This window comes from Maricaulis maris MCS10 (assembly GCF_000014745.1).
Lineage (GTDB): Bacteria > Pseudomonadota > Alphaproteobacteria > Caulobacterales > Maricaulaceae > Maricaulis > Maricaulis maris_A.
Genome location: NC_008347.1, coordinates 675,403 through 697,284 on the forward strand (window position 1 = coordinate 675,403; position 21,882 = coordinate 697,284).

General features: G+C 64.4%; 18 protein-coding genes. 9 read left to right on the forward strand and 9 right to left on the reverse strand.

What is annotated here, in order from left to right:
• Positions 1-10 precede the first annotated feature (10 nt).
• Positions 11-898, forward strand: coding sequence for an RNA polymerase sigma factor RpoH (rpoH, locus tag MMAR10_RS03040; protein WP_011642524.1), 888 nt, complete (start codon positions 11-13; stop codon positions 896-898).
• Between the two features lie 106 nt (positions 899-1,004).
• On the opposite strand, the gene MMAR10_RS03045 is transcribed toward rpoH, so the two are convergent.
• Positions 1,005-1,670, reverse strand: coding sequence for a lysoplasmalogenase (locus MMAR10_RS03045; protein WP_011642525.1), 666 nt, complete (start codon positions 1,668-1,670; stop codon positions 1,005-1,007).
• 88 nt (positions 1,671-1,758) lie between these two features.
• Here MMAR10_RS03045 and MMAR10_RS03050 point away from each other — a divergent pair, with 88 nt between their 5' ends.
• On the forward strand, positions 1,759-3,036 hold the full coding sequence (locus MMAR10_RS03050) for an alpha/beta hydrolase-fold protein (RefSeq protein WP_041636730.1): 1,278 nt from the start codon (positions 1,759-1,761) through the stop codon (positions 3,034-3,036).
• A gap of 205 nt (positions 3,037-3,241) precedes the next feature.
• On the opposite strand, the gene MMAR10_RS03055 is transcribed toward MMAR10_RS03050, so the two are convergent.
• A complete protein-coding gene (locus MMAR10_RS03055; RefSeq protein ID WP_011642527.1) occupies positions 3,242-4,576 on the reverse strand; it encodes a trypsin-like serine peptidase in 1,335 nt (444 codons plus the stop codon).
• Between the two features lie 211 nt (positions 4,577-4,787).
• Between MMAR10_RS03055 and MMAR10_RS15970 the strand changes: the two genes are divergently transcribed.
• Entirely contained in the window at positions 4,788-5,291 is a 504-nt protein-coding gene (locus tag MMAR10_RS15970; RefSeq protein ID WP_011642528.1) for a hypothetical protein, read from the forward strand.
• 25 nt (positions 5,292-5,316) lie between these two features.
• On the opposite strand, the gene MMAR10_RS03065 is transcribed toward MMAR10_RS15970, so the two are convergent.
• From MMAR10_RS03065 to MMAR10_RS03085, 5 genes are all read right to left on the reverse strand, one after another.
• Positions 5,317-6,138 carry a PhzF family phenazine biosynthesis protein gene (locus MMAR10_RS03065; RefSeq protein WP_011642529.1) on the reverse strand — a complete coding sequence of 274 codons (822 nt, stop codon included), beginning with the start codon at positions 6,136-6,138 and terminating at the stop codon, positions 5,317-5,319.
• Between the two features lie 12 nt (positions 6,139-6,150).
• Positions 6,151-6,987: a thioredoxin family protein gene (locus MMAR10_RS15975; RefSeq protein WP_011642530.1), complete on the reverse strand. Its 837-nt coding sequence runs from the start codon at positions 6,985-6,987 to the stop codon at positions 6,151-6,153.
• A 115-nt stretch (positions 6,988-7,102) separates the two neighbouring features.
• Positions 7,103-8,884: an ABC transporter ATP-binding protein gene (locus tag MMAR10_RS03075; protein WP_011642531.1), complete on the reverse strand. Its 1,782-nt coding sequence runs from the start codon at positions 8,882-8,884 to the stop codon at positions 7,103-7,105.
• Positions 8,885-9,366: 482 nt separating this feature from the next.
• Complete coding sequence (locus tag MMAR10_RS03080) at positions 9,367-10,290, reverse strand: thioesterase family protein (RefSeq protein ID WP_011642532.1); 924 nt, start codon at positions 10,288-10,290, stop codon at positions 9,367-9,369.
• A 13-nt stretch (positions 10,291-10,303) separates the two neighbouring features.
• Complete coding sequence (locus MMAR10_RS03085) at positions 10,304-10,741, reverse strand: transcriptional repressor (protein WP_011642533.1); 438 nt, start codon at positions 10,739-10,741, stop codon at positions 10,304-10,306.
• Positions 10,742-10,856: 115 nt separating this feature from the next.
• On the opposite strand from MMAR10_RS03085, the gene MMAR10_RS03090 reads away from it, so the two are divergent.
• From MMAR10_RS03090 to MMAR10_RS03105, 4 genes are all read left to right on the forward strand, one after another.
• A complete protein-coding gene (locus MMAR10_RS03090) occupies positions 10,857-12,983 on the forward strand; it encodes a TonB-dependent receptor (RefSeq protein WP_011642534.1) in 2,127 nt (708 codons plus the stop codon).
• Between the two features lie 166 nt (positions 12,984-13,149).
• Complete coding sequence (locus MMAR10_RS03095; RefSeq protein WP_011642535.1) at positions 13,150-13,770, forward strand: OmpW/AlkL family protein; 621 nt, start codon at positions 13,150-13,152, stop codon at positions 13,768-13,770.
• Between the two features lie 151 nt (positions 13,771-13,921).
• Positions 13,922-14,707: a SapC family protein gene (locus MMAR10_RS03100; RefSeq protein ID WP_011642536.1), complete on the forward strand. Its 786-nt coding sequence runs from the start codon at positions 13,922-13,924 to the stop codon at positions 14,705-14,707.
• 181 nt (positions 14,708-14,888) lie between these two features.
• Positions 14,889-17,003, forward strand: coding sequence for a protein-disulfide reductase DsbD family protein (locus MMAR10_RS03105; protein WP_011642537.1), 2,115 nt, complete (start codon positions 14,889-14,891; stop codon positions 17,001-17,003).
• Positions 17,004-17,013: 10 nt separating this feature from the next.
• On the opposite strand, the gene MMAR10_RS03110 is transcribed toward MMAR10_RS03105, so the two are convergent.
• Positions 17,014-17,490, reverse strand: a complete 477-nt coding sequence (locus MMAR10_RS03110) for a hypothetical protein (protein ID WP_011642538.1) — start codon at positions 17,488-17,490, stop codon at positions 17,014-17,016.
• Positions 17,491-17,672: 182 nt separating this feature from the next.
• On the opposite strand from MMAR10_RS03110, the gene hisS reads away from it, so the two are divergent.
• Positions 17,673-19,151 (forward strand): histidine--tRNA ligase, encoded by a 1,479-nt coding sequence (gene hisS, locus MMAR10_RS03115; RefSeq protein WP_011642539.1) that lies wholly within the window; start codon positions 17,673-17,675, stop codon positions 19,149-19,151.
• Positions 19,152-19,457: 306 nt separating this feature from the next.
• Here hisS and MMAR10_RS03120 read toward each other — a convergent pair whose 3' ends face one another.
• Positions 19,458-20,552, reverse strand: coding sequence for a hypothetical protein (locus tag MMAR10_RS03120; protein WP_011642540.1), 1,095 nt, complete (start codon positions 20,550-20,552; stop codon positions 19,458-19,460).
• A 182-nt stretch (positions 20,553-20,734) separates the two neighbouring features.
• Between MMAR10_RS03120 and MMAR10_RS03125 the strand changes: the two genes are divergently transcribed.
• On the forward strand, positions 20,735-21,841 hold the full coding sequence (locus MMAR10_RS03125; RefSeq protein ID WP_190273949.1) for a glycoside hydrolase family 3 N-terminal domain-containing protein: 1,107 nt from the start codon (positions 20,735-20,737) through the stop codon (positions 21,839-21,841).
• The last annotated feature ends 41 nt before the right edge of the window (positions 21,842-21,882 follow it).

Below are 21,882 nucleotides of genomic sequence, written 5' to 3' on the forward strand. Positions count from 1 at the left end.
GATACGTGTCATGGCCAATGCAGTTTCAATGACGCTCTCACCCGAACAGGGGTTGTCGAGCTATCTGTCGGAAATCCGTCGTTTTCCAATGCTGGAAAAGGACGAGGAATTCATGCTGGGCAAGCGCTGGCGTGAGCACGAGGATGGCGGCGCCGCGGAAAAGCTTGTCACTTCCCATCTTCGCCTCGTGGCCAAGATCGCCATGGGCTATCGCGGCTATGGCCTGCCGATCGCCGAAGTGATCTCCGAAGGCAATGTCGGCCTGATGCAGGCGGTCAAGAAATTCGATCCCGACAAGGGCTTCCGCCTGGCGACCTACGCCATGTGGTGGATCCGCGCCTCGATCCAGGAATACATCCTGCGTTCGTGGTCGCTGGTGAAAATGGGCACGACGGCGGCCCAGAAGAAGCTGTTCTTCAACCTGCGCCGGATGAAAAGCCAGATGCAGGCCCTTGATGAGGGTGATCTCAAGCCGGACCAGGTCGAGGCCATCGCCACCAAGCTGGGCGTCACCAATGACGAGGTGATGTCGATGAATGGTCGCCTGTCCGGTCCCGACGCCTCACTCAACGCGCCGCTGCGCGGTACCGAGGGCGAAGGTCAGTGGCAGGACTGGCTGTCCGACGACACGGCTGAAAGCCAGGAAGACGAGCTGGCCGAGAGCGACGAGTTCGACACCCGGATGCAATTGCTGCAATCGGCGATGGGCGAGCTCAATGAGCGCGAGCAGCACATCTTGCAGGAGCGCCGGCTGTCGGAAGACCCGAAAACCCTGGAAGAACTGGCCGAGCATTACGGCGTCAGCCGAGAGCGTATCCGCCAGATCGAGGTGCGAGCCTTTGAAAAGCTGCAAAAGGCGATGAAAGCCATGGCCAGCGAACAGGGCCTGATGAACTAGCTGTCAAAGCCGGGCCGGTCGATCCCTGCCGCACTGCCAGAACAAAGGCCTGCCTGTCCGTGACCGGACCGGCAGGCCTTTTTCGTTGCGGACGGTCAGCCTGCCACTACGGCAGCTTCGCCCGCGCCAGACCCAGCGCGATGCCGGCCTGGCCGAGATAATAGGTCACCCAGACAACCGGGCCGGCCCAGTCGAGTTGTCCGGCGAACAGGCGCATGGCCAGGACGCTGTCGGATACCAGGAAAAGAAGCGCGCCGATCAAAGCGAGCGCAGGCGCCCGGCCGAGAATGGCGAGAACCGTCATGACCAGGATGATGCCGTTATAGACCGAGGCGGCGACCCGCAATTCGCCGAAATGCGGTTGCAGCCAGTTCAGCATGGCGAGGCCGAACAGGGCGACCACCAGGGCCGCTATCCGGCTCATCCCGCCGCGGGGACCGGCCTTGAAGCGCCATTGGGCGAACAGCCAGATATAGACCAGATGACCCAGTCCGAAGGCAGCAATGCCCAGTGGCAGCACGCTTTCATCCAACGCCAGAAAGACATCTCCGGTGGCGCCCAGCGCCAGCCCGACAGCCAGAACGAGATGTTTCTGCCGGAGGGCGTAAAGGGCCAGGAGTACGATCCCCGCCGCCTTGATCACCACGTCGAGCGGGAAGGGGGCGGAAAGCCCGAAATCGTCGAACAGGTAGATAGCCGCGAAGATCGCCGAGGCGGCCAGGATGATCCGGTCGGTGCGGTTTTGCGGCAATGTGTTTGCAAGCAGTGTCATCTGGTCTCCCCTCGACAGACCGACCCACGCTAGACTGGCTCGCATGATGGGGCAAAGGGGACAGGGCAGGTGTGTTGCGGCGGCGCTGATGGCGGGGATCGCTGTGATGGCCGCTGCTGCGGCCGGGCAGGCGCAATCGCCTGATCACAGTGACAACAGCGGTGGAGGCGGTGACGGGGCTCTGACGATCCCGGTGGTCGCCGGGCTGGAAGCGATGCTGGCCGAACGCCCCCATGCCCGCGATGAAGCCTGGCGTACCCTGTCACAGCCGCGTCTGCCGCTTCGATCCCTCGACCCCGACAATCCCGGCCACGCCCTCGTGACTTTCGCCTGGCGCGGTGATGCGCAGACGAGGTCAGTGCGACTGGACAGTGTGATCAATGCGCCACGCGCCCGCCAGCCGGTGACCGACTATATCGCCGATTTCACCCTGTCCATGACCCGTCTGGAGGGCGCCGATATCTGGACGCTGACCCTCTCGGTGCCGCGCGATGTCGAGGCGGTCTACTCCTTTCTGGTCGAACGCGAGGGCCGGGTGCAGCGCTGGTCCGACCCGGCCAATCCGGCCCGGATGGGTGGGCAGGACGGCGAGTCGCTACTGCGTCTCGACCGTGCCCCGCGCGCTGATATTCACCGACCGCTAGCCTTTGACGAGACGATCACCGCACAACGCCTGACCGTCGACAGTGCGGCGCTGGGGCGATCGGTGCAGCTGGATTTGTTCCGCCTGCCGGACGCGCCCGACGATGCGCCGGTCCTGATCCTCTATGACGCCTTTTTATGGGGCGAGCGCGCGAGGGCGAGTGACATGCTGGCCCGCCTCGCGACCCGCGGCGATATCCCCCCGACCCATCTGGTCCTGATCGACCAGCTCGACCCCGCCAGCGCCAATCATGCCTATGCCGACCAGGCCGCTTTCATCGCCGATGAATTGCTGCCCGCCCTGCAAGCAGAAGCCGGTCTGGCGCCGCGCCGTGAAACGACGCTGCTGGCCGGGGCCTCGCGTCGCGGCCTGTCGGCCAGCCTCACGGCGTTGGCGAGACCCGACACGATCGGCGGCGTGATCTCCTTGTCAGGCTCTTTCTACTGGGCACCCGACGGCGCTGCGCCGGAATGGGCGCGCCGCCAGTTGGTGCCAGCTCCGGATGAGGCACCGCGTTTTCATCTTGCGGCCGGGCGCCTGGAGACTATCGTGACCTCAACCAATCAGGGCCATGTCATGCTGGAGACCAACCGGGCAATGGCGCAGGCCCTGACCGAACACGGATATCCGGTCGAGCTGGCCGTCTATCCCGGCGGCCATGACATCGCCGGCTGGCGAAGCGCCCTGGCGGACGGGCTGGTGGGGTTGTTGGGGGATAGGTAACGCATGGCCGCGCCCGGCGCGGAGCGGTCCATAGACCACTTGTCAGCCAGCGGGCCGTATCCGTTTCTTCAGGTCAAGGGCGGCCCAGCCGCCGCTCCGCGGGCATGCCCCTTGACCTGAAGAAACGGATACGGCGATCTCTCGGCAAGTGGTTTATGGCGGGGTGTGCGCCGCGGGCGCCGGGTCGTTCACGGCATCCATTTGCCTATTTCGGCGGCTTCACCCCACCGCTGGCCGGGCGCTGTGTGGCGTTTGTCAGGCGACCGGCGGCGAAGTCCTCCAGATAGGGGATCCAGCGCTCCGAGCGGGCGGCGATGTAGATCATCGGGCCGCGCGGGTTGGAGCGGAAATTGCTGTCGGTGGCGACGACGAAATACTCATTGCCCTCACGCACCATGAAGGGCGAACCGCTGTCGCCGCGGGTGGTGTCGCAGTCATGGGCCATGGTGTTGTCATTGGCGATCTCGACCATGTGACAGCCGATATTGCCGGACAGGTGGGCGCCGGTATCCCAGCTATAGCCGCCCTGATAGAGGTCGGCCTGCATGGCGCCGCGACGACCTTCCGTGTCGACCAGTCCGCGTACGCCAACATGACCGAGCGTGTCGCCCAGCCGCTGGTCGATGCGCAGCAGTGCCCAGTCGGTGCCGTCGATCTCGTCACCAGAGGAAAAGCGCTGGTCGTCCCAGTCCGGGTCGATGAAATGGTCGATCACCCGCGCCGAGAGCGGACCGCCCGGGCGGTCGTAGGCGGTCTGGAACACGCCGCGCGAGTCGGTGCGGCCATCGCCATTGATGCAGTGCGAGGCGGTGATCAGTATGTCGGGACCGATCAGGGTCGCCGTGCAGGCGCCGCCACTGTCGAAATCGACCTGTCCGACGACGTTCCAGGGGAAGACCGAGGTGTCGTGGAAGACGCGGTCATCATGGCCGAAATAATGGTCATTGATGGTCAGCGGGCGCTCGCGGCCGATGCAGTCGGCACGGTCCGACCGCTCGGCGCAACGGCCATCGCCGATGCCCGGCTCGCTGCACACACCGTCAAAGGCGGTCTCGCAGCTGTCATTGCGAAAGCGCAGCTCGATGATGGCACCGCAATCAGCCAGGTCCGTGCCCTGGGTACAGGCACCGGTGCCGAAGCCCGGCTCGTCGCACTCGCCATCATTGGCCCAGCGGCAGGTATTGTCCTCGACACCTTCCACGATGCGCCAGCAATCGGAATAGTCCGTGCCGACCTGGCAGGCGCCGGTGCCGATGCCGGGGTCGTCGCACTCGCCATCATTGGCCCACTGGCAGGTGTCATTGCCGGTATAGCGCGTGGACGGCGCGGCGCCGCCGCCGGGCTTGGGAGGCTTGACGTCGACCTGGCGCAGCCAGTTGCCGATCTCGCGGCTGGTCAGGCGTTCGCTTGCGGGCTCGGCTGAAGCTTCGACAGGTGGGGCGCCGGCAAGGACGGGCCCGTCCTGGGCTGCCAGTGGAGCCGACAGGCCCAGACCTGATGCCAAGAGTGCCAGTACGGCGATCCGGATGTGATGGCGCATGATGAGCTCCCGTCCCCTGTATTTTTCCGCTTATCGGTCAGTTTCGCGGCATTTCCAAGCGCTTCCCCCGAAGCACCCCCGCCTGACATCTGACGTTCAGGAGGATGACTGGAAGCTGAACGCGGTCTTCAAGCGCGGCTCAGGCGTGGTGTGGTCTTGTGTGGCCATCAAACACCGGCGCCCCCGGCCGGACCGTTACAGGAGACACGTCATGAAGCCCCTCAAAGCCCGCCTTCCCATAGCCCTGCTGGCCCTGGCCGGCTCTGTCCTCGCGACCGGTGCCGCCAGCGCCGGAACCTGGCATCTCAATGCCGGTGCCTGCCCGGACCTGCGAGAGGGCCGGATCGACTCCCGCTACGATGGCGGCCGGTATGACCGCCGAGAAGACAGGCGCGACCGCAGCGTGATCGATTGCCCGAACTCGGCCTGGTCCTATGAGCCGGATCGCTGGGAGCGCGACCGCCAGTATATGAGGATCGCCGCGCAGCCGCGCAGTCCGGGCCTGGTCTATGTCGCTCGCAATGGTGACTTCTTTGTTCGTGATTATCGCGGCCAGACGCGCTGGATCGACGTGGAAGTCCACTATCCCCGCGCCTTCCATGGCCGTCGTTTCGCGCCGGACCGCCGCGATCTTGACCGTCATCCGCTGGCGCCGCATCCGCGCGATCGCCACCCCATGATCCGTCCGGCCCCGCGCCCGTATCGCGGCTGGTGACCGACAGAATAGCGCCGGTCCCGGTTCAGACCGTGATCCGTCCGTCCAGATAGCGAGGCGCGTGGCCGTAAAGGGTCACGCGTCCGCCTTTGGGAGCGACGTCCAGCGCGCCGGGTCGCGGACCGATCTGGCGGGCCGACAGGCGCATCTTGTCGAGGCGCTCGCCCCAATAGGGCGCCAGCGTGCAATGGGCCGAGCCGGTCACCGGATCCTCGTCGACACCCGAAGTCGGCGCGAAAAAGCGTGACACGAAGTCGGTCTTGTCGCCCGGCGCGGTCAGGATGATGTTGGTTTCCAGCGCCCGCAGCCGGCCATGATCCGGCTCGGCCAGGCGCACCGCGGCCTCGTCCGCCATCACCCACATCTGATAGCGGGCCCCGTGGATCCGGGTGACATCGAACACCGCTTGCGGTGAAGTCTCCACACCGAGCGCCGCTTCGATCGCCGCCGACTTCGCGGTCGGCTCGAAAGCGATGATCGGCAGATCCATGGCATAGCCATCGCCCTTGTTGTCACGACTGACCGCCAGCCGACCCGATCGGGTATCGAAAGCCGCGGTCCGGCCTTTCACCAGGCCTTCCTCAAGGACCACGGCGCCAGCCGCGAAGGTGGCATGGCCGCACAGGTCAACCTCGACCGTCGGGGTGAACCAGCGCAGATGCCAGCAGTCCTCACCCCTCGGGACGATGAAGGCCGTCTCGGACAGATTGTTGGAATTGGCGATGCCGAGGAGTTCACTGTCCGACAGGAAATTGTCCATCAGGACCACGCCGGCCGGATTGCCCGAATGCGGGCGGCCCGGATCGGCGAAGCTGTGGATTTCGAAATAGCGCAGGCTGACCGTCATGGCGTCCGGCTCCTACCAGATGTCGCTGTCGTGCGGACGAAAGCGCAAGGCGAGGTCCGGATCATCGGCGTCCAGTGCTGCCACGGTTGCGACCGTGAAGGGCTCGCCCTCGGCCCGCTCATTGAGGGCGCCGATCACCATCGCCCGTGCCTCATCGCGCAATTGCGACACGGTCCGCGGGAGGTTGCGGCGCCAATTGTCGACCTCGCGTTCCAGGGCCACCAGATTGTCGGGCTGATCGGCCGTATCGGCCTGGCGCCAGCGACCGATATCGCGATAGGCGGCGGACAGGCGCGTGCCTTCCTCCTCCTCGAAAATGTCGATCTCGATCATCATCGCCTGATAGACCAGCGAACTCTCGACCAGACCGCCTGTCGCCGGCCGGGCATCGGCCCAGCGCGCAAACCAGGCCCGGGCGGTCTCGATCGGGGTCGAATAGGCCGAGCCCCAGAAATTGCGCTCATCCCGGTTGAGCAGGGTTTCGTCGGCCGGATCAATCACGAAGACGGTGGGCGTGGCATAGATCGCGGCAACGCCGAAGCGTTGCATGATGTCATGGTTCCGGTCACGCCAGCCGACATCGATGTAGCGGGTGATGTAATGCGCCTCCAGTGTCGCGGCGAGCTCGGCATCTTCGAAATGATGCGCCAGGCCACGGCTGTCATGGCACCAGTTGGCACCGAGTACGAGCAGGAGACGTTTCTCTTCGGCCAGGGCCTGCGCCATCGCTGCATCGACCACCGCCATGGCGTCGTAATTCCCGTCAAAGGGCTGGGGGTGCTCGTCATCGGCCCGGACCGGGGTGATGACCAGCAGGAAGAAGCATCCGATGAAAGCGGCAAGACGCATGGGACAGGTCCTCGAATTGTGAGGCGGCCACTCAAGCATGATCAGGCGCGGTCGAACAGGCGGACGCGCTGCGCCCGCCTGTCACTGTCGCGATTGTGATCCTAGCCCGCCGTAATCAGCCCGCCGCCAGGGCCGCCAGCCGCGCATAGAGGCCGTCATCATTGGCCGCCAGCTCGTCATGCGTGCCCTGCTCGACGATCCGGCCCTGGTTGAAGACCAGGATGCGGTCGGCATTGCGAATGGTCGACAGGCGGTGGGCGATGAGGATGGTCGTGCGTCCGTCCATCACCGCTTCCATCGCCGCCTGCACATCGCGCTCGGTCTCGTTGTCGAGGCTGGAGGTCGCCTCGTCGAGGATGAGGATGGGGGCATCGGTGAGGATGGCCCGGGCGATGGCGACCCGCTGGCGTTCGCCGCCTGACAGCTTCACTCCGCGCTCGCCGACCAGCGTGTCATAGCCTTTCGGCAGACGCTGGATGAAGGCATCGGCATGGGCCGCCCTTGCCGCCGCGACGATATCGTCGGCAGTGGCTTCGGGGGCGCCATAGGCGATGTTCTCGGCGATGGTACGGTGAAACAGGGCCGGGTCCTGCGGCACCAGCGCTACGTTGCGGCGCAGGCTGTCCTGCGTCACGCCGCGCACATCCTGGCCGTCGATCCGCACCGCGCCCTCATTCACGTCATAGAGGCGCTGGACCAGCTTGACGAAGGTCGACTTGCCCGAGCCGGTCGGTCCGACCAGCGCCACCGTCTCACCCGGATCGATCTCCAGCGAGAAATCGGCATAGAGCGGCCGTGTCTGGCCGGCATAGGTGAAGCCTACCTCGTCGAAATGGATCGCACCGCGGTCACGGCGGAAGTCAGGCGCATCGTCATGATCACCGACATCGCTCTCCTGCAGGTCGAAGATCGCCAGGTCCTGGATCTCGTCCATGCCGCGCTGGACCTGCTGCACCTGTTCACCGAAGCGCCGCATATAGCCGGACACGATCATGTAGGCGGTCAGCGCTGCCACCACATCGCCGGCCGAGGCCGCACCGCGCGACCATTGCCAGACCAGCAGGCCGACCAGGGCTGCCTGCATGGTCAGGTCGGTGATGATGTTGACCAGCCAGGAATTGACGAAGCGCAGCCAGGTCTTCTTGGTCTCGGTGCGCCAGCGCCAGGTGAGCTCATGGAAGCGGGCATCCTCGCGGGCCTCGGCACCGAAGCTCTTGACGGTCGCGACGCCACCGATCGAATCCGCCAGCGCGCCGCCGATCTCGCTGTCGAGCGCGTTCGAGCGGATATTCTGGGGGCGGATATAGTAGCGGCTCAGCAGCAGCGAGGAGGTCACGAAGGCAGCCATGACGACAAAGACCACGCCGCCGACCAGCGGCCAGCGCAGCGCCATCATGCCGGCAATGCCCAGCATCACCCCGACCGAGGGCGCAATGCCCATGAAGATGTTCACCGTGACATTGTCATAGGCCCACATGCCGCGCGTGATCTTGCGCACCACCGAACCGGCAAAGGTATTGGCGTGCCAGTCCAGCGAGAAGCGTTGCACCCGCGCAAAAGCGTGCGTGGTCAGATCCGCCATGTTGGCCGAGGAAAACGGCACTTCGCAGCGCGAGGCCGCCTGGCGCAGGGCGTAATAGACCAGCGCCGCTCCCAGATAGGTGGCAAAGGCGGGCCAGGGCGCGCCATTGTCAGGGCCGGCGGCCAGCGCGTCGATCAGGCGGCCGGCGGCAAGCGGGATCATCAGCTCGGCAATCGTCGCCAGCACCATGAACACGATCATGCCGCTCAGCAGGATCGGCCGACGCCGCCATTGGCGCGTCAGATAGGCCAGCACTTCCAGATTGGAAAGATCGCGGGCGCGGGGCGTTTCGTCTTGGTTTTGAAAGTCGGACATCTCAGCATCGGACCCGGGGGCAGCGGCGCTGCGGGGTCCGTCCTCATGGTCATCATCATCTGGAAAGTCAGGCAGGTGACGCAGCGGAGTCCCGAAGGCGGCGACCGGGTAGCGGTCGAGGCTTGTTCAGGGTCAGGACGCGCGCCGGCGACCTGTTTTGCCTAGATGATGGTTCGCATGGATCTGCTCTCTTGTGCCGATTGATCCGGGAGGCGGTGGGTAGCCCGGCGCGGCGGAGAGGGCAAGGCGGGGGAGGGCGGATTTCGCGTTTGAGGCGAGATGTGTGGCAAGCGGGGCACAGGGGTGCGTTCTTTCTTCCCCATGCAATGGGGAAGTGGGCCGATGCGAAGCAGCGGGTCGATGGGGCGGCGCGAGAGCGCCGGTTGCGAGGTCAGATTATCGGCTTCGCCGACCCCTCCGTCTCGCCCTTCGGTCGAGACACCTCCCCATTGAATGGGGAGGAAAGCGCCGGCATCGCTTTCCTAAGCCTCAAGCCCCGGCACCACAGCCGCTTCCACCTTCGCCTGCGTCTCCGCGTCCACCTCGGCCAGCTTGCGCAGGTCGAGATCCATCGGGGCGGCGACGCCTTCCATGCTCCACCAGGGTTTGCCGGTGGCTGGCTCCAAAACCCAGTGGACGATATTGCGGACCTTGGCGCCGGCGGATTTCAGGCCGGAGCGGATGGCATAGCCGTCGCCGGCGCGGGGCCAGCGGTGGACATGGATGACGCATTCCAGCAGCGCCGAGCCGATCCGGGCTGATGGTTCGCCGGCATGCATGTCCCATTCTTCTGGGAAGGCGGAGGCGAAATTGGTGACGCTGTCGGAGACGCGGCCGAGCAGGAATTCGGCCCGCATCCAGCCAAAGGCGTCCATCTCGTGCTGGCCCAGGCGGCCGTGGCCGATCGTGGTCAGGTCGAGCACATCCGCGGCGCTCATCGAGGCCCGGCGGGAGCCGGGCGTAGCGCTCAGTCCACGGGGTGTGGCGAAGTCTGGTGTCTCGACAGTCAGGGCCCGGGCGGCATCAGCGAAGCGCTTCGGCCAGTCGAAGGGCGCCAGCGTGTCCGGGGCTGCGTGGCTGGCGCGGATGCGGAAGCTGGCGGCTGGCTGGCCGGTGCCGGAATGACGCATGACCAGCAGGATGCCGGCCGACGCGGTATCGATGTCGGTGAACCCGCCCTCGATATAGAGCGGTGCCCCGGGACGGGCTTCTGCAAGAAAGCGGATATGCAGGGTCTGAGGGACGATGGTTGCGAGGGCATCGGCGCGTTGAACAGGGTTCAGCCCGGCGGCCTCGGCCAGATTGGCCAGCGCCTCGCTGGCCCGGGCGAGATAGAAGCGGACATTGAAATGGCCGAGCTCGTCGCATTCCCAGGCGTTCACGCAACCGCGCCAGAGCTCGATCATGGCGAGGCCCTCCTCAGCCGGGCTGGCAGGCGGCGCAAAGGCCGAAATGTTCGACCACCGAGCGCTGGATCGTAAAACCGTCCGGCGCATTGGTCGGGACCGGATCGCCATGGCGTTCCTCAACCGCGCCGCAGCCGGTGCAGATGAACAGCTCGGCGCCGCCGCCATGCCCGTCATGGGTATGGCTGCAGCCGACAAAGGCATTGAGGGCCTCGACCTTGTGCACCAGGCCGGCAGTCATCAGGAAGTCCAGCGCCCGATAGACTGTCGGCGGCTTGGCCGAGCCGGGCCCCGGCTTGAGAGCCTCCAGCAGGTCATAGGCTTTCACCGGACTGTCGGCTTCAAGGACGAGTTCGAGCACGCGCTTGCGCACGGGGGTGAGCTTCTCGCCCCGTTCCACGCAATGGGCTTCAGCGGCGGCAAGCGCCTTGGAGAGGGAATCAACGGTCATCTTGCCAACATTTAATCACGCTTCGCCGCATTTCCCAGTGGTTCGGCATTGCGAAGTTCTGAATGTTATAATATCACGCCTTAAGGATGTTCTGTTATTACATATCGGGGATTGCATGTTCGCGCGCCTGAAACACTCCACGGCCCTAGTCGCACTCATGGCCGGCGCCGGCCTCGCCGCTCCAGCCCTGGCCCAGCAGGCCGAGGTGGATGGGGATGTCATCGTGGTCACATCGGCGCCCCTCGGTGTCACCGCCGACGAGATCGTTGGTGCGGTGGAAGTCGTTGATCGCCGCCACCTGGAAGACAATCTCTCCGGTTCGCTGGCCGACACGATCGCCCATGAGCCGGGTGTCTCGACCACCTATTTCGGCCCGGCGGCCAGCCGCCCGGTGATCCGCGGCCTCGGTGCTGACCGGGTTCGCGTGCTGGTCAATGGCGTCGGCCTGATCGACGCCTCGACCAATTCGCCCGACCATGCCGTGGCGTCCGAAGCGCTGGAAGCCCAGCGCGTCGAGATCCTGCGCGGGCCGGCAGCGATCGCGTATGGCGGCGCGGCCATTGGCGGCGTGGTCAATGTGATTGACGGTCGTATCCCCGAAGAGCGAGCCGAGGACGGTCTGGAGGGGCGTTTTTATGGATCCGTGACTTCGGTCGATGACGGCGAGACCGCTGCCGGTCGGGTGCGTTTCAATGCCGGTCAATTCGTCATCAACCTGGAAGGCCTGATGCGGACCGCCCAGCCCTATGACATTCCCGGCTATGCCGAGTCCGAGACCTTCCGCCTCTTCGAGGAAGCGGAAGAGCATGAAGACGAACACGATGACGATGACGAAGAAGAGCACGAAGACGAACATCCCTATGGCACGGTCGAGAATTCGGGCCTCGATTTCAACTCCGCGTCGGCCGGGATCTCCTGGGTCGGCGAGAATGGTTTCATCGGTGTCGCCTTCAAGCAGACCAACGCGCTCTACGGCGTCCCGGGCGGTCACGCCCATGGTGAGGAAGAGCACGAAGACGAACACGACGATGGTCACGATGAGGATCATGAGGTCGAGCACGGTGAAGGCGAGAGCGTGCGGATCGATCTGGAACAGACCCGCTTCGACCTGCGCGGTGAATGGCGTGACCTGGGCGAGCATGTCGATCGGGTGAAATTCTCCTTCGGTACCGGCAGTTATGAGCATGTCGAGCTGGAAGGCGACGAGATTGGCACGCTCTTTACCAATGAGGGCTGGGAAGGCCGTCTGGAAGCGCGCCATGTCGCAATTGATTTGTGGGGCGGCAGCTGGGAAGGTGCCGCCGGCGTGCAGGCCTTCAGTCGTGACTTCGCCGCCATTGGCGAGGAAGCCTATGTCCCGCCGTCGGAGACCTCTGATTGGGGTGTTTTCCTTGTCGAGCGCTGGGATGCCGAGAGCTGGGGCCTTGAAGGCGGTCTGCGCCTCGAGCGCCGCGAACTCGACACCGCCAGCGACAGCCGCACTTTTGAAACATCAAGCCTGTCCGGCTCGATCTTCTTCCGCCCGGTTCGGGACACTTTCCTGGCCGTCACACTGTCCTCCAGCGAACGGGCGCCGACCGATGTCGAATTGTTTGCAGACGGCCCCCATGTTGCCAGCAGCACGTTCGAACTGGGTGATCCGGATCTCGACATTGAACGGGCGGTATCCGCCGAGCTGACCGCGCGCACTCGTCTGGGTGACTGGTCACTGGAGGCTTCGGTCTTCCGGGCCGACTATGACGGCTTCATCGCCGCCTATGCGACAGGTGCCGAGGAAGATGGGATCCCGGTCTTTGCCTACAGCCAGGATGATGTCGTCCTGTCCGGCTTTGAAGGGCGTCTTGAGGGTCCGCTGGGCGCTTGGGGTGGTTGGGACTTTGATGGCGAGCTGACCGGTGAATATGTCGAGGCCAGCCTCGATGCCGGCGGTGACCTGCCGCGCCTGCCCCCGCTGTCGCTTACCGCCGGTATTTCTGCCTCGAGAGCCGGGCACGACCTGCACCTTGAAGCGGAATGGGCGGACGTCCAGGACAATACCGCGCCGTTCGAGTTCAAGTCGCAGTCCTATGTGATCGTCAATGCACGCTGGTCCTTCGAGCCGCTCCCGGAACGCGACATGCGGGTGATCCTCGAGGCGCGCAATCTGACCGATGCGGAGGCCCGCCTGCATACGTCCTTCCTGAAGGACCAGGTGCCTTTGCCTGGCCGCAACTTCCGCGCCGCGCTGGTTCTCGACTTCTGACCTGACAGGTTCTGATCTGACGGGTTCTGATCTGCCGGGTTCTGATCTGATGGGCCGCGACAGCCTGCCGCGCGGCGGGCTGTCGCGCGACGAAACGCGCACTGCCAATGAAGGACAGGCGGGTCCAGAAAGTCCCTAGATTTTTTAGGGACGAAAGGATCAGCCCATGAAACGCCTGTTCTTCACCACGGCAATCGCCGCACTCCTCACCGCCGCTCCTGCCTCTGCAGAGAGTGGTGACTGGCTGGTCCGCCTGCGCGCCATCAATGTGGCGCCGAATGAAAGCGCGGACATTGCCACCATTGGCGGCGATGTGGATATCGACACCTCGGTCGTACCCGAACTGGACATCACCTATTTCGTGCGGGACCAGTGGGCTGTGGAACTGATCCTGGGAGTCACGCCGCATGATGTGACCGCTGTCGGCACCTCGCTCGGTGATGTCGATCTGGGTGATGTGACACTGCTGCCGCCGACCCTGACGCTGCAATACCATTTCAATCCGCAAGGCCAGGTCCGTCCCTATGTGGGCGCGGGCGTCAACTACACGCACTTCTTCGATGCCGACCTGCCGGCCGGATCGGCCCTGACCTCGATCGACTATGATGCCAGCTTCGGGTTGGCCGCGCAGGCGGGTGTCGACTTTGCACTCGATGACGACTGGTTCGTCAATGTGGACGTCAAATACATCGACATCGACACGGACGTCACGATCAATGGCGCCATCGCTGCCGATGTGCAGATCGACCCGGTCGTATTCGGCATCGGATTGGGCCGGCGTTTCTGACATTTTCGCCTCTTGAACAGTGTAATGCCGGTCCGTTCCGCGGACCGGCATTTTTCTTGCTACATGACGGTCATTCAGCTCTGCACCGGTGCGTTGCCGGGGCAAGGCATATCCGCTATCCAGTGCGCAAAGAACTGAAGGGGTTTTTATCATGGTCGACGCTGCCGCCACCGAGCCGCGCCTTACCGGAACTGTTCCGCTCTACAAGAATGTGGAGCCGCTCAACCGTCAAAAACATGCCGGCTATGGCGTGAACACGGTCTCACAACCGTTCAACTTCCTGAAAGATTGGCATTTTGTGCCAGCTATCAGCGCCGAGTTTTCCTTCGCCTGTGGCAGCTATCCGATCATCTTCCTCGGTGAGAAGAAGATGCCGATCCTGGTGATGGGTCTGCGTCAGGGCTCGAACGTCTTCGTTTCCGAAGACGGACAGTTCGACAGCGAGCACTACATCCCGGCCTATGTCCGCCGCTATCCGTTCGTCAGCGCGGCCAACCCGAACGACCAGCCGTCCACGGTCTGTGTCGATCTGGATGCCGAATTCGTGGTCACGGAAAATGCGGAGCGCCCCTTCTTTGACGATAAGGGCGAGCCGACCGAGTACACCCGCCAGGCCATCGATTTCGTCTCTGCTTTCGAGAATGATGCCCGCACGACCGAAGCGTTCGTCGAACGCCTGATCGCGCTGGACCTGCTCGAGCAGAAAGACGTCAAGGTTGCCAATCCGCAGGATCCGGAAAACCCGGTCACGGTCGCGGAATACTGGGGCGTTTCGTCCGAGAAATTTGATGCGCTTCCGGCTGACAAGCTGAAAGAAATGCAGACCAATGGCGATCTCGGTGCGATCATCTCGCACATCATTTCGCTGCAGCGCTGGGAGCGTATCCTGCGCCGGACATCCAATGTGGCAACCGCCCAGGCGCCGGCCGAGGGCTGACACTCAGCCTGGTCCTGGTCCCGATCCCGGGACTGACCCGAATTGCGAACGGCCGTGCCAGATTGGTGCGGCCGTTTTCTTTTGTGATCACGGTTGCGGGAGCGAGGTTCGCCCTGGCGGGAAAAGCGACTATATCGAGCCATGACAGGGCAAGCCTGACGGAATTCAACGAGGTAGGTGCATGCGTTTTCTGAGTGGGCTTTCGGCCCTGATCGCTCTGGCCGGATTGGTGGCGACGGCCCCGGCTTCCGCGCAATCCTCGTGGTCGAGTGGCGAAGCCATCATCGAAGCCGATCTGGTCTCCGATCGTTCGATTGTGGCACCGGGTGACAGCTTTCACATCGGTCTGCACCAGATCATGCCGGAGGGGTGGCACACCTATTGGCGCAATCCGGGCGATAACGGCCTGCCGGTCGAGATCGACTGGGACCTGCCGTCCGGCGTCGAGATCGGCGAGATTGTCTGGCCTGTCCCGATCGAACTGCCGCTGACCGACACGATCATGGACTATGGCTATAAGGGCGAGTTGGTCCTGCCGATGCCGGTAACGGTGGCCAGCGATTTTGCCGGCGAGGCGATCGAGTTTCGGGCCAATGCGACGTGGCTGGTCTGTGACACGATCTGTGTGCCAGAAGACCGCGAGCTTACCCTGACCCTGCCGGTCGGGCCGGAAGCCGAGCCGGATGAAACCGGGTACTGGTATATCCGTGGTGCCCTGGAAAATGAGCCGCGCGCTGATCCGGCGGTCGCAGCCGAATTCGCATTTGAAGGCGGCCGGGTCATCCTGGAGCTGTCCGGCGGCGCCTTCGCCAATACGGACGCGATCTCTGATCTGCGCTTTTTCCCCTATCAGACCGGCCTGATCCGAAATGCTGGCGCCCAGTCGGTCGCGACAGGCGAGGGCAGTACCCTGGTCTTGCTGGAGCCTGGCTATGCCGTAGCCACTGCCGCCAACAGTGCTCAAGGCGGCGTCATCACCTGGCAGGGCGCGGACGGGCAAACGCGCCAGAGCGTGGCCATTGAAGCGCAGCCGGGCGAGGGGGGCTATGACCTTCCAGCCGTGGCCGGTGCGTCAGTTCCGCAAGTCATGTCGGGCGGTATTCTCGGGCTGGTGCTGCTGGCCTTTGGTGGCGGGCTGATCCTCAACCTGATGCCTTGCGTCTTTCCGGTCCTGTCGATCAAGGTGCTCAAATTCGTCCAGGCCGCCCATGCGGACCCCGGTGCCGTGCGGCGCCAGGGTGCCTTCTTCCTGGCTGGTGTGCTGATCAGCTTTGTCGGACTGGCCGGCATGCTGGTGATCCTGCGTGAAGTCGGTCTCCCGGTCGGCTGGGGTTTCCAGCTGCAAATGCCGATCGTCGTCGCCAGCCTCGCGCTGCTGCTGTTTGCCATTGGCTTGAATCTGCTCGGCGCCTTTGAAGTCGGGACCCGGTTGATGGGGCTGGGCGCCGGCCTGGCTGACAAGCCGGGCTGGAAGGGCGCTTTCTTCACCGGTGTCCTCGCCGTTGTGGTTGCCGCGCCGTGCGTCGGTCCACTGGCCGCCGGGGCGCTGGGGCTGGCGCTGACCCAGCCGGCACCGGTCGTCCTGCTTGTAGCTGCCGCCATGGGGCTGGGACTGGCCGCGCCCTTTGTTGTGCTGTCACTTTCGCCGGGCCTGTTGCGCTTCCTGCCCAAGCCGGGCGCCTGGATGGTGACCTTCCGCCAATTCCTGGCCTTCCCGATGTTCGCATCGGTCGTCTGGCTGGCCTGGGTGTTGTCGATCCAGTCCGGACCGACCGGCCTGCTGCTGCTCGGCGCCGCGATGCTGGCGCTGTCCTTTGCGGTCTGGGCGCACGGCCAGAATGGGCGTGCCTGGAGTGTGGTTGCATTGGTCGGACTGGCTCTTGGTGTTGCCAGCGTGGTCATGATTGCCCGATTGCCGGCCACGACCAGCACCCAGAGCCTGTCGGCGCGAGAGGAGGCCTGGTCGCGGGCCCGTGTCGCAGAGCTGCAGGGCATGGGACAGGCCGTGTTCGTGGATGTCACGGCGGCCTGGTGCGTCACCTGCCAGATCAACAAGCTGACGGTGCTGGGCAGCACCCCGGTCGAGGCGGCGTTCGACCGCTTCGGTGTTGCCAGCCTGCGCGCCGACTGGACCAATCGTGACGAAACCATCGCGGCCTTGATCAGCGAGCATGATCAGGCCGGTGTGCCGCTCTACCTGCTCTATCCGGCTTCGGGCGGTGCGCCGCGTGTGCTGCCGACCGTGCTGACGACGGGCGGGTTTGTCGATGCGCTGGAATGGGCGGCCGACAATTAGCCAGCCCGGCTCAGCCGCCCGAAACGGCCGGGCAACTGGCGGGCAGCGTGACATCACTCAGGTCGGTATCGCTGTCGACTGCCGGGGCAATTTCGCTGGCATCCGCCATCAGGTCTGCGAGATCGGTGTAAATATGCGCCTGCTCGGCGGCGGTCTCGGCGGCATTGAGCGCGTCGAGACGGGCGCTGGCATCGGCGGACATGCCGCGGAAGATGCAACGCAGATCCAGCGGGCCGCCGGCTTCGTCGATGCGGCGACTCATCAGCATGGCTTCCAGAGAAAACTGTTCCAGCTCGAAGGAAAGCGGGTCCTCGATGTCCAGCGGCCGTGCCGGCGCGGCCGGGCGCTGGGCGGCTTCACGGGCCCGGGCCCGTGCCGTCTCGCCAATAGCCTCGGCAAAGGCCGCGAACTCGCTGCCCGGACCCGCCTGGGCGGCAGAGGTGGCAAGGGCTGAAGCGGCCAGGACGGCAAACAGGACGGATTTCATCGGTGACTCCCAAAGGTATTGGTGATGCTTCTAGCAGTAACGCCTTGATTTCCGGTGAATCGACCGGCATCTCCCCTGTCAGTATGCGTGCGCGGGTTCACAGGGCCTGCCCGCTGGTGGAAAACACCGCCTGATCAGGATCGTCGCGCAGGGGCGCAGCGATCCCCAAACCGGAGACTGTGATGAAGGCCAAGAAACCTTTCCGACCCAAGGCCCGCCGTCCGCGCGGTTTTGAAGACCGCAGCGGGTCAGTTCTCCGGGTCGAGCGCCATCTCGTTGAAACGGCCAGCCGCGTCTATGACGATTGGGGTTTCGAGCCTCTTCAGACTTCTGCCTTTGAATATGCTGACGCCCTTGGCAAATTCCTGCCCGATGAAGAACGTCCCAATGAAGGCGTGTTCGCGCTTGAGGATGATGACGGGCAATGGTTGTCGCTGCGCTATGATCACACGGCGCCGCTGGCCCGCTATGTGGCCGAGAATTTCCAGGACCTCAACAAGCCCTATCGCCGCTATCAGGCCGGTGATGTCTGGCGCAATGAGAAGCCGGGACCGGGCCGTTTCCGGCAGTTCGTCCAGTGCGATGCCGATACAGTCGGTGCCGGCAGCCCCTCTGCCGACGCCGAGATGATCGCGCTGGCCGCCGATGTCATGCGCGCGGTCGGTCTGGCCGATGGCGACTATGTGGTCCGGGTCAATGACCGGCGAATTCTGGACGGTGTGCTGGAAAGCATCGGAGCGGCCGATCCGGAGCGCCGCATGCGCGTGTTGCGGGCCGCCGACAAGCTCGACCGCCTGGGACGCGACGGCGTTGCCCAATTGCTGGGTGAGGGCCGCAAGGACGAGTCCGGTGATTATACCGAAGGCGCCAAGCTGGACGCGGCGGGCATCGACACCGTGCTCGGTTTTCTGGATGCCGGTGGTGGCAGCCGCAGCGATGTGATCGCCCGCCTCGAGCCTCTGATCGGGACATCCGATACCGGCAAGGCCGGTCTGGCCGCCCTGGCCGAGATTGATGCAGTCCTGACCGCGATCGGCGTTGATGTGGACCGCGCCCTGTTCGACCCGTCCGTCGTTCGCGGTCTTGGTTATTACACCGGTCCGGTGTTCGAAGCGGAATTGCTGGCCCAGGCCAGCTATGACGACGGCTCGCCGATCCAGTTCGGCTCGGTCGGTGGCGGTGGTCGTTATGACGACCTCGTCTCCCGCTTTACAGGCCAGGCCGTGCCGGCAACCGGCTTCTCGTTCGGCGTGAGCCGGTTTGCGGCGGCTCTGTCGGCGCTGGGACTGACCGGCGCTGTCGAGGAGAAGCCGCTGGTGCTGGTGGTGGCGAGCGAGAAGGACCGTTCCGCCGACTATCTCGCCATGGCGCGTGAGCTGCGTGCCGCCGGTTTCAGGGCCGAGGCGTTTGTCGGGTCCGGCAATATGGGCAAGCAGATCAAATATGCTGACCGGCGCGGTGCCGTTGCCGCGGTGATCGTCGGATCCAATGAGCGCGAGGAGGGCCTGGTCACGATCAAGGACCTCAAGCTGGGCGCCCGCCTGGCGGCTGATATCAGCGACAACAAGCAGTGGCGTGAAGAGCAGCCGGCGCAAGAGACCGTGTCCCGCGATGGCTGGGTCGCGGCAGTTTCCGCCGTCGCGCAACGCAACAAGCCATGACGAAAAGGCGAAGCGGAAGCGCACCTTATCCCCAAGCGTAAAGATTAAGGGGGTTGACGTAACCAGGTGGTCACGTCAACGTCGTGACTGGACTGGGCCTGACCGCTCTGTCTTTTGGCGTCTCGGGGAGGAGGCGCCCTTTATCGACCAACCGTTATCTCGGGGCTGGCTTTCGCCAGCCCCCTTTTTTTCGCAGCCAGACTCTTTTTCGCAGACTGAAGGCGGCGCACGAAAAAGGCGGACCCGCTGGTGCCGGTCCGCCTGTTGTTTTTCTGCCCGCCTGTTGCTGTTCGGAATGACCAGGCGCTAGTCGTCGTTCTCGTCGGTCGTGTGACGTTCGATGATGACGACGCGTTCGCCATCATCCATTTCGATCACCCGACGGCTGTCGCCGCGCTGGATGCGCTCGATGCGGGCATGTCGGTGCATGTCGCGACCCTCATGGCGGTCACCCATATTGCCACCGGCCAGGCGGTCTACCTCGAGACGATTGAGCCAGTCGACCAGGTCGTCGCCGGTCTGTTCCTCGCCATCGACCCAGACGCGCTGGCGTCCATCGGTTTCCTCGATGCGAAGTTCGGCGGCGCCATTCTCGCCCAGCACCTGGTGGAGGCGTTCAATGTCGGCATGCCGGACATCGTCACGGCCACGCAGGACCTCGACCCGGGCGCGGGCGACATCGCGTTCGGCCCGTGCCATGTCCCGCGCCGCACGCTGGATCTCGATCCGCGCACGTCGACGTTCGCCCTCGAGTTCGGCATGGGCGCCGCGCATTTCGCGGCGAACCTCTGCCATGGCTTCACGCATCTCTTCGCGGGCGGATTCAAGTTCCTCACGGACCTCGGCGCGTTCCTCTTCGCTCAATTCATTCCAGTCGTCGGAATGGATGACATGATGGTCATCGAGCCCGGCGAGTGCCTGCTCCAGCGATTCCATGACGGTGGCTTCGATGCCGGCGCCATCGATGTCGATCACCATGCGGGCAATATGATTTTCCATCTGGGCGAGATGTTCGGCCCTTTCGGCGAGGTGGACCTCGAATTCGCGGCCCATGCGGGCGTGGTGGCCCTCGATCACCCGGACTTCATCGCCGTCAATGATGACCACGCTGTGCGGTGCGGTCTCGACCACTTCACCATCGACCATCACCACACCGTCGCTGATCTCGATGCGCTGGCCGTCGACATTGATCACCGAGCGTTCGCCATCGCGGTCGACATGTATGGTCCGGTCGCCATTGGCGCCGCGGACTTCGACCACCTGGCCGTCCTCGCTGACGACCATGGCTTCATGGCCGCCGGACACATGAATGCGGGTCTGGCCGACACTGTCGTCGTCCAGAGCGAAAGCCGTGGCCCCCGTCACGGCCAGTGCGGCACCTGCCATCAAAAATCGTTTCATCGCATCTATCCCTCTTCGATGTAGCGACAAATTGAACGCCGCAGCCTTACGGTGCCCATGATCCGCGCTAAATTATTTGTCACGAAACGCGCTCGTTGCTTGCGCGCAGCGGCACAGGCTTGCCAGCCTCTCGCCGGGTCCGCATGTTCGGTGCGGGGAAAACGAGTGACGGAAAGCGTATCATGGATCGACGGCGCGTCTTGAAATCGGGTATCGCGGCCACACTGACGGCGGCGTTTGGGCCGGCTGCCGGTGCCCTGGTCCGCGAAGCCATGGAACGGCCCCTGGCCGAGCGCGTCGGCGACATGTTGCTGATGGGCTTTATCGGCTCGCATTCGGAGACGGAAGGTGCCGACATCATCGACGCCCATCTGGCGGCCAAGCGGATCGGCGGCGTGCTCTTCCTGCGCCATAATGTGCGCTCACGTGAGGGTGCTGAGGGATCCGCGGCCCGTTTTCGCGCTACAAGCCCGTCATCCTGGATGGCTATCGATCAGGAAGGCGGTCTGGTCCAGCGCCTGTCGCGTGATCTGGGCTACACCCATATTCCGCGGGCCATGCAGGTCGCCGAAGCCCGCTCACCCGAATCCGCAGGCGATCTCTATCGGCTCGGCGCCGCCGAGTTTCACGCCGCCGGCTTCAACATGAATCTGGCGCCGGTTGCCGACCTCCACGATCCCGACAATGCGGTGATCGGTCGGCACGGGCGGGCCTATGGCGCGGATGGCGAGACCATCGCCGCCTATGCCGGTGCCTTCATCGACGCTTTCGAGGCCTTTGGCATCGCCTGCGCGATCAAGCACTTCCCCGGACATGGCCGGTCGCGCGGTGACAGTCATGACGGTTTTGTCGATATTTCCGACAGCTGGAGCGAGGCCGAGCTGGCGCCTTTCCGCCAGTTGATCGAGCGGGGTCAGGCGCATGTCATGATGGGCGGGCACCTGACCAATCGGCAGCTCGACCCGACCGGCGCGCCGGTGACCTTCTCGGCACCGGTATTGGAAGGCCTCTTGCGCGATCAGCTCGGCTTCACCGGCGTGATGATGACGGATGATCTCGACATGGGCGCGATCCGCAATAATTACAGCCAGCACGAGGCGGTGATCAGCGCCATCGAGGCCGGCAATGACATGATCATGCTGTCCAACTCCGCCGCCCCCGATGCCGAACTCCCGCAACGCATTGTCGGCTGGGTAGAGGCGGCCATCAGCGAGGGTCGGCTGACCGAACACCGGATCAACCAGTCGGTCGCCCGCCTGGCCGTGCTGAAGGCGCGGGTGGGGCTCTAGTCGGCGCTACCTGTCAGGGCTTCCAGCAGGATTTTTGCTCG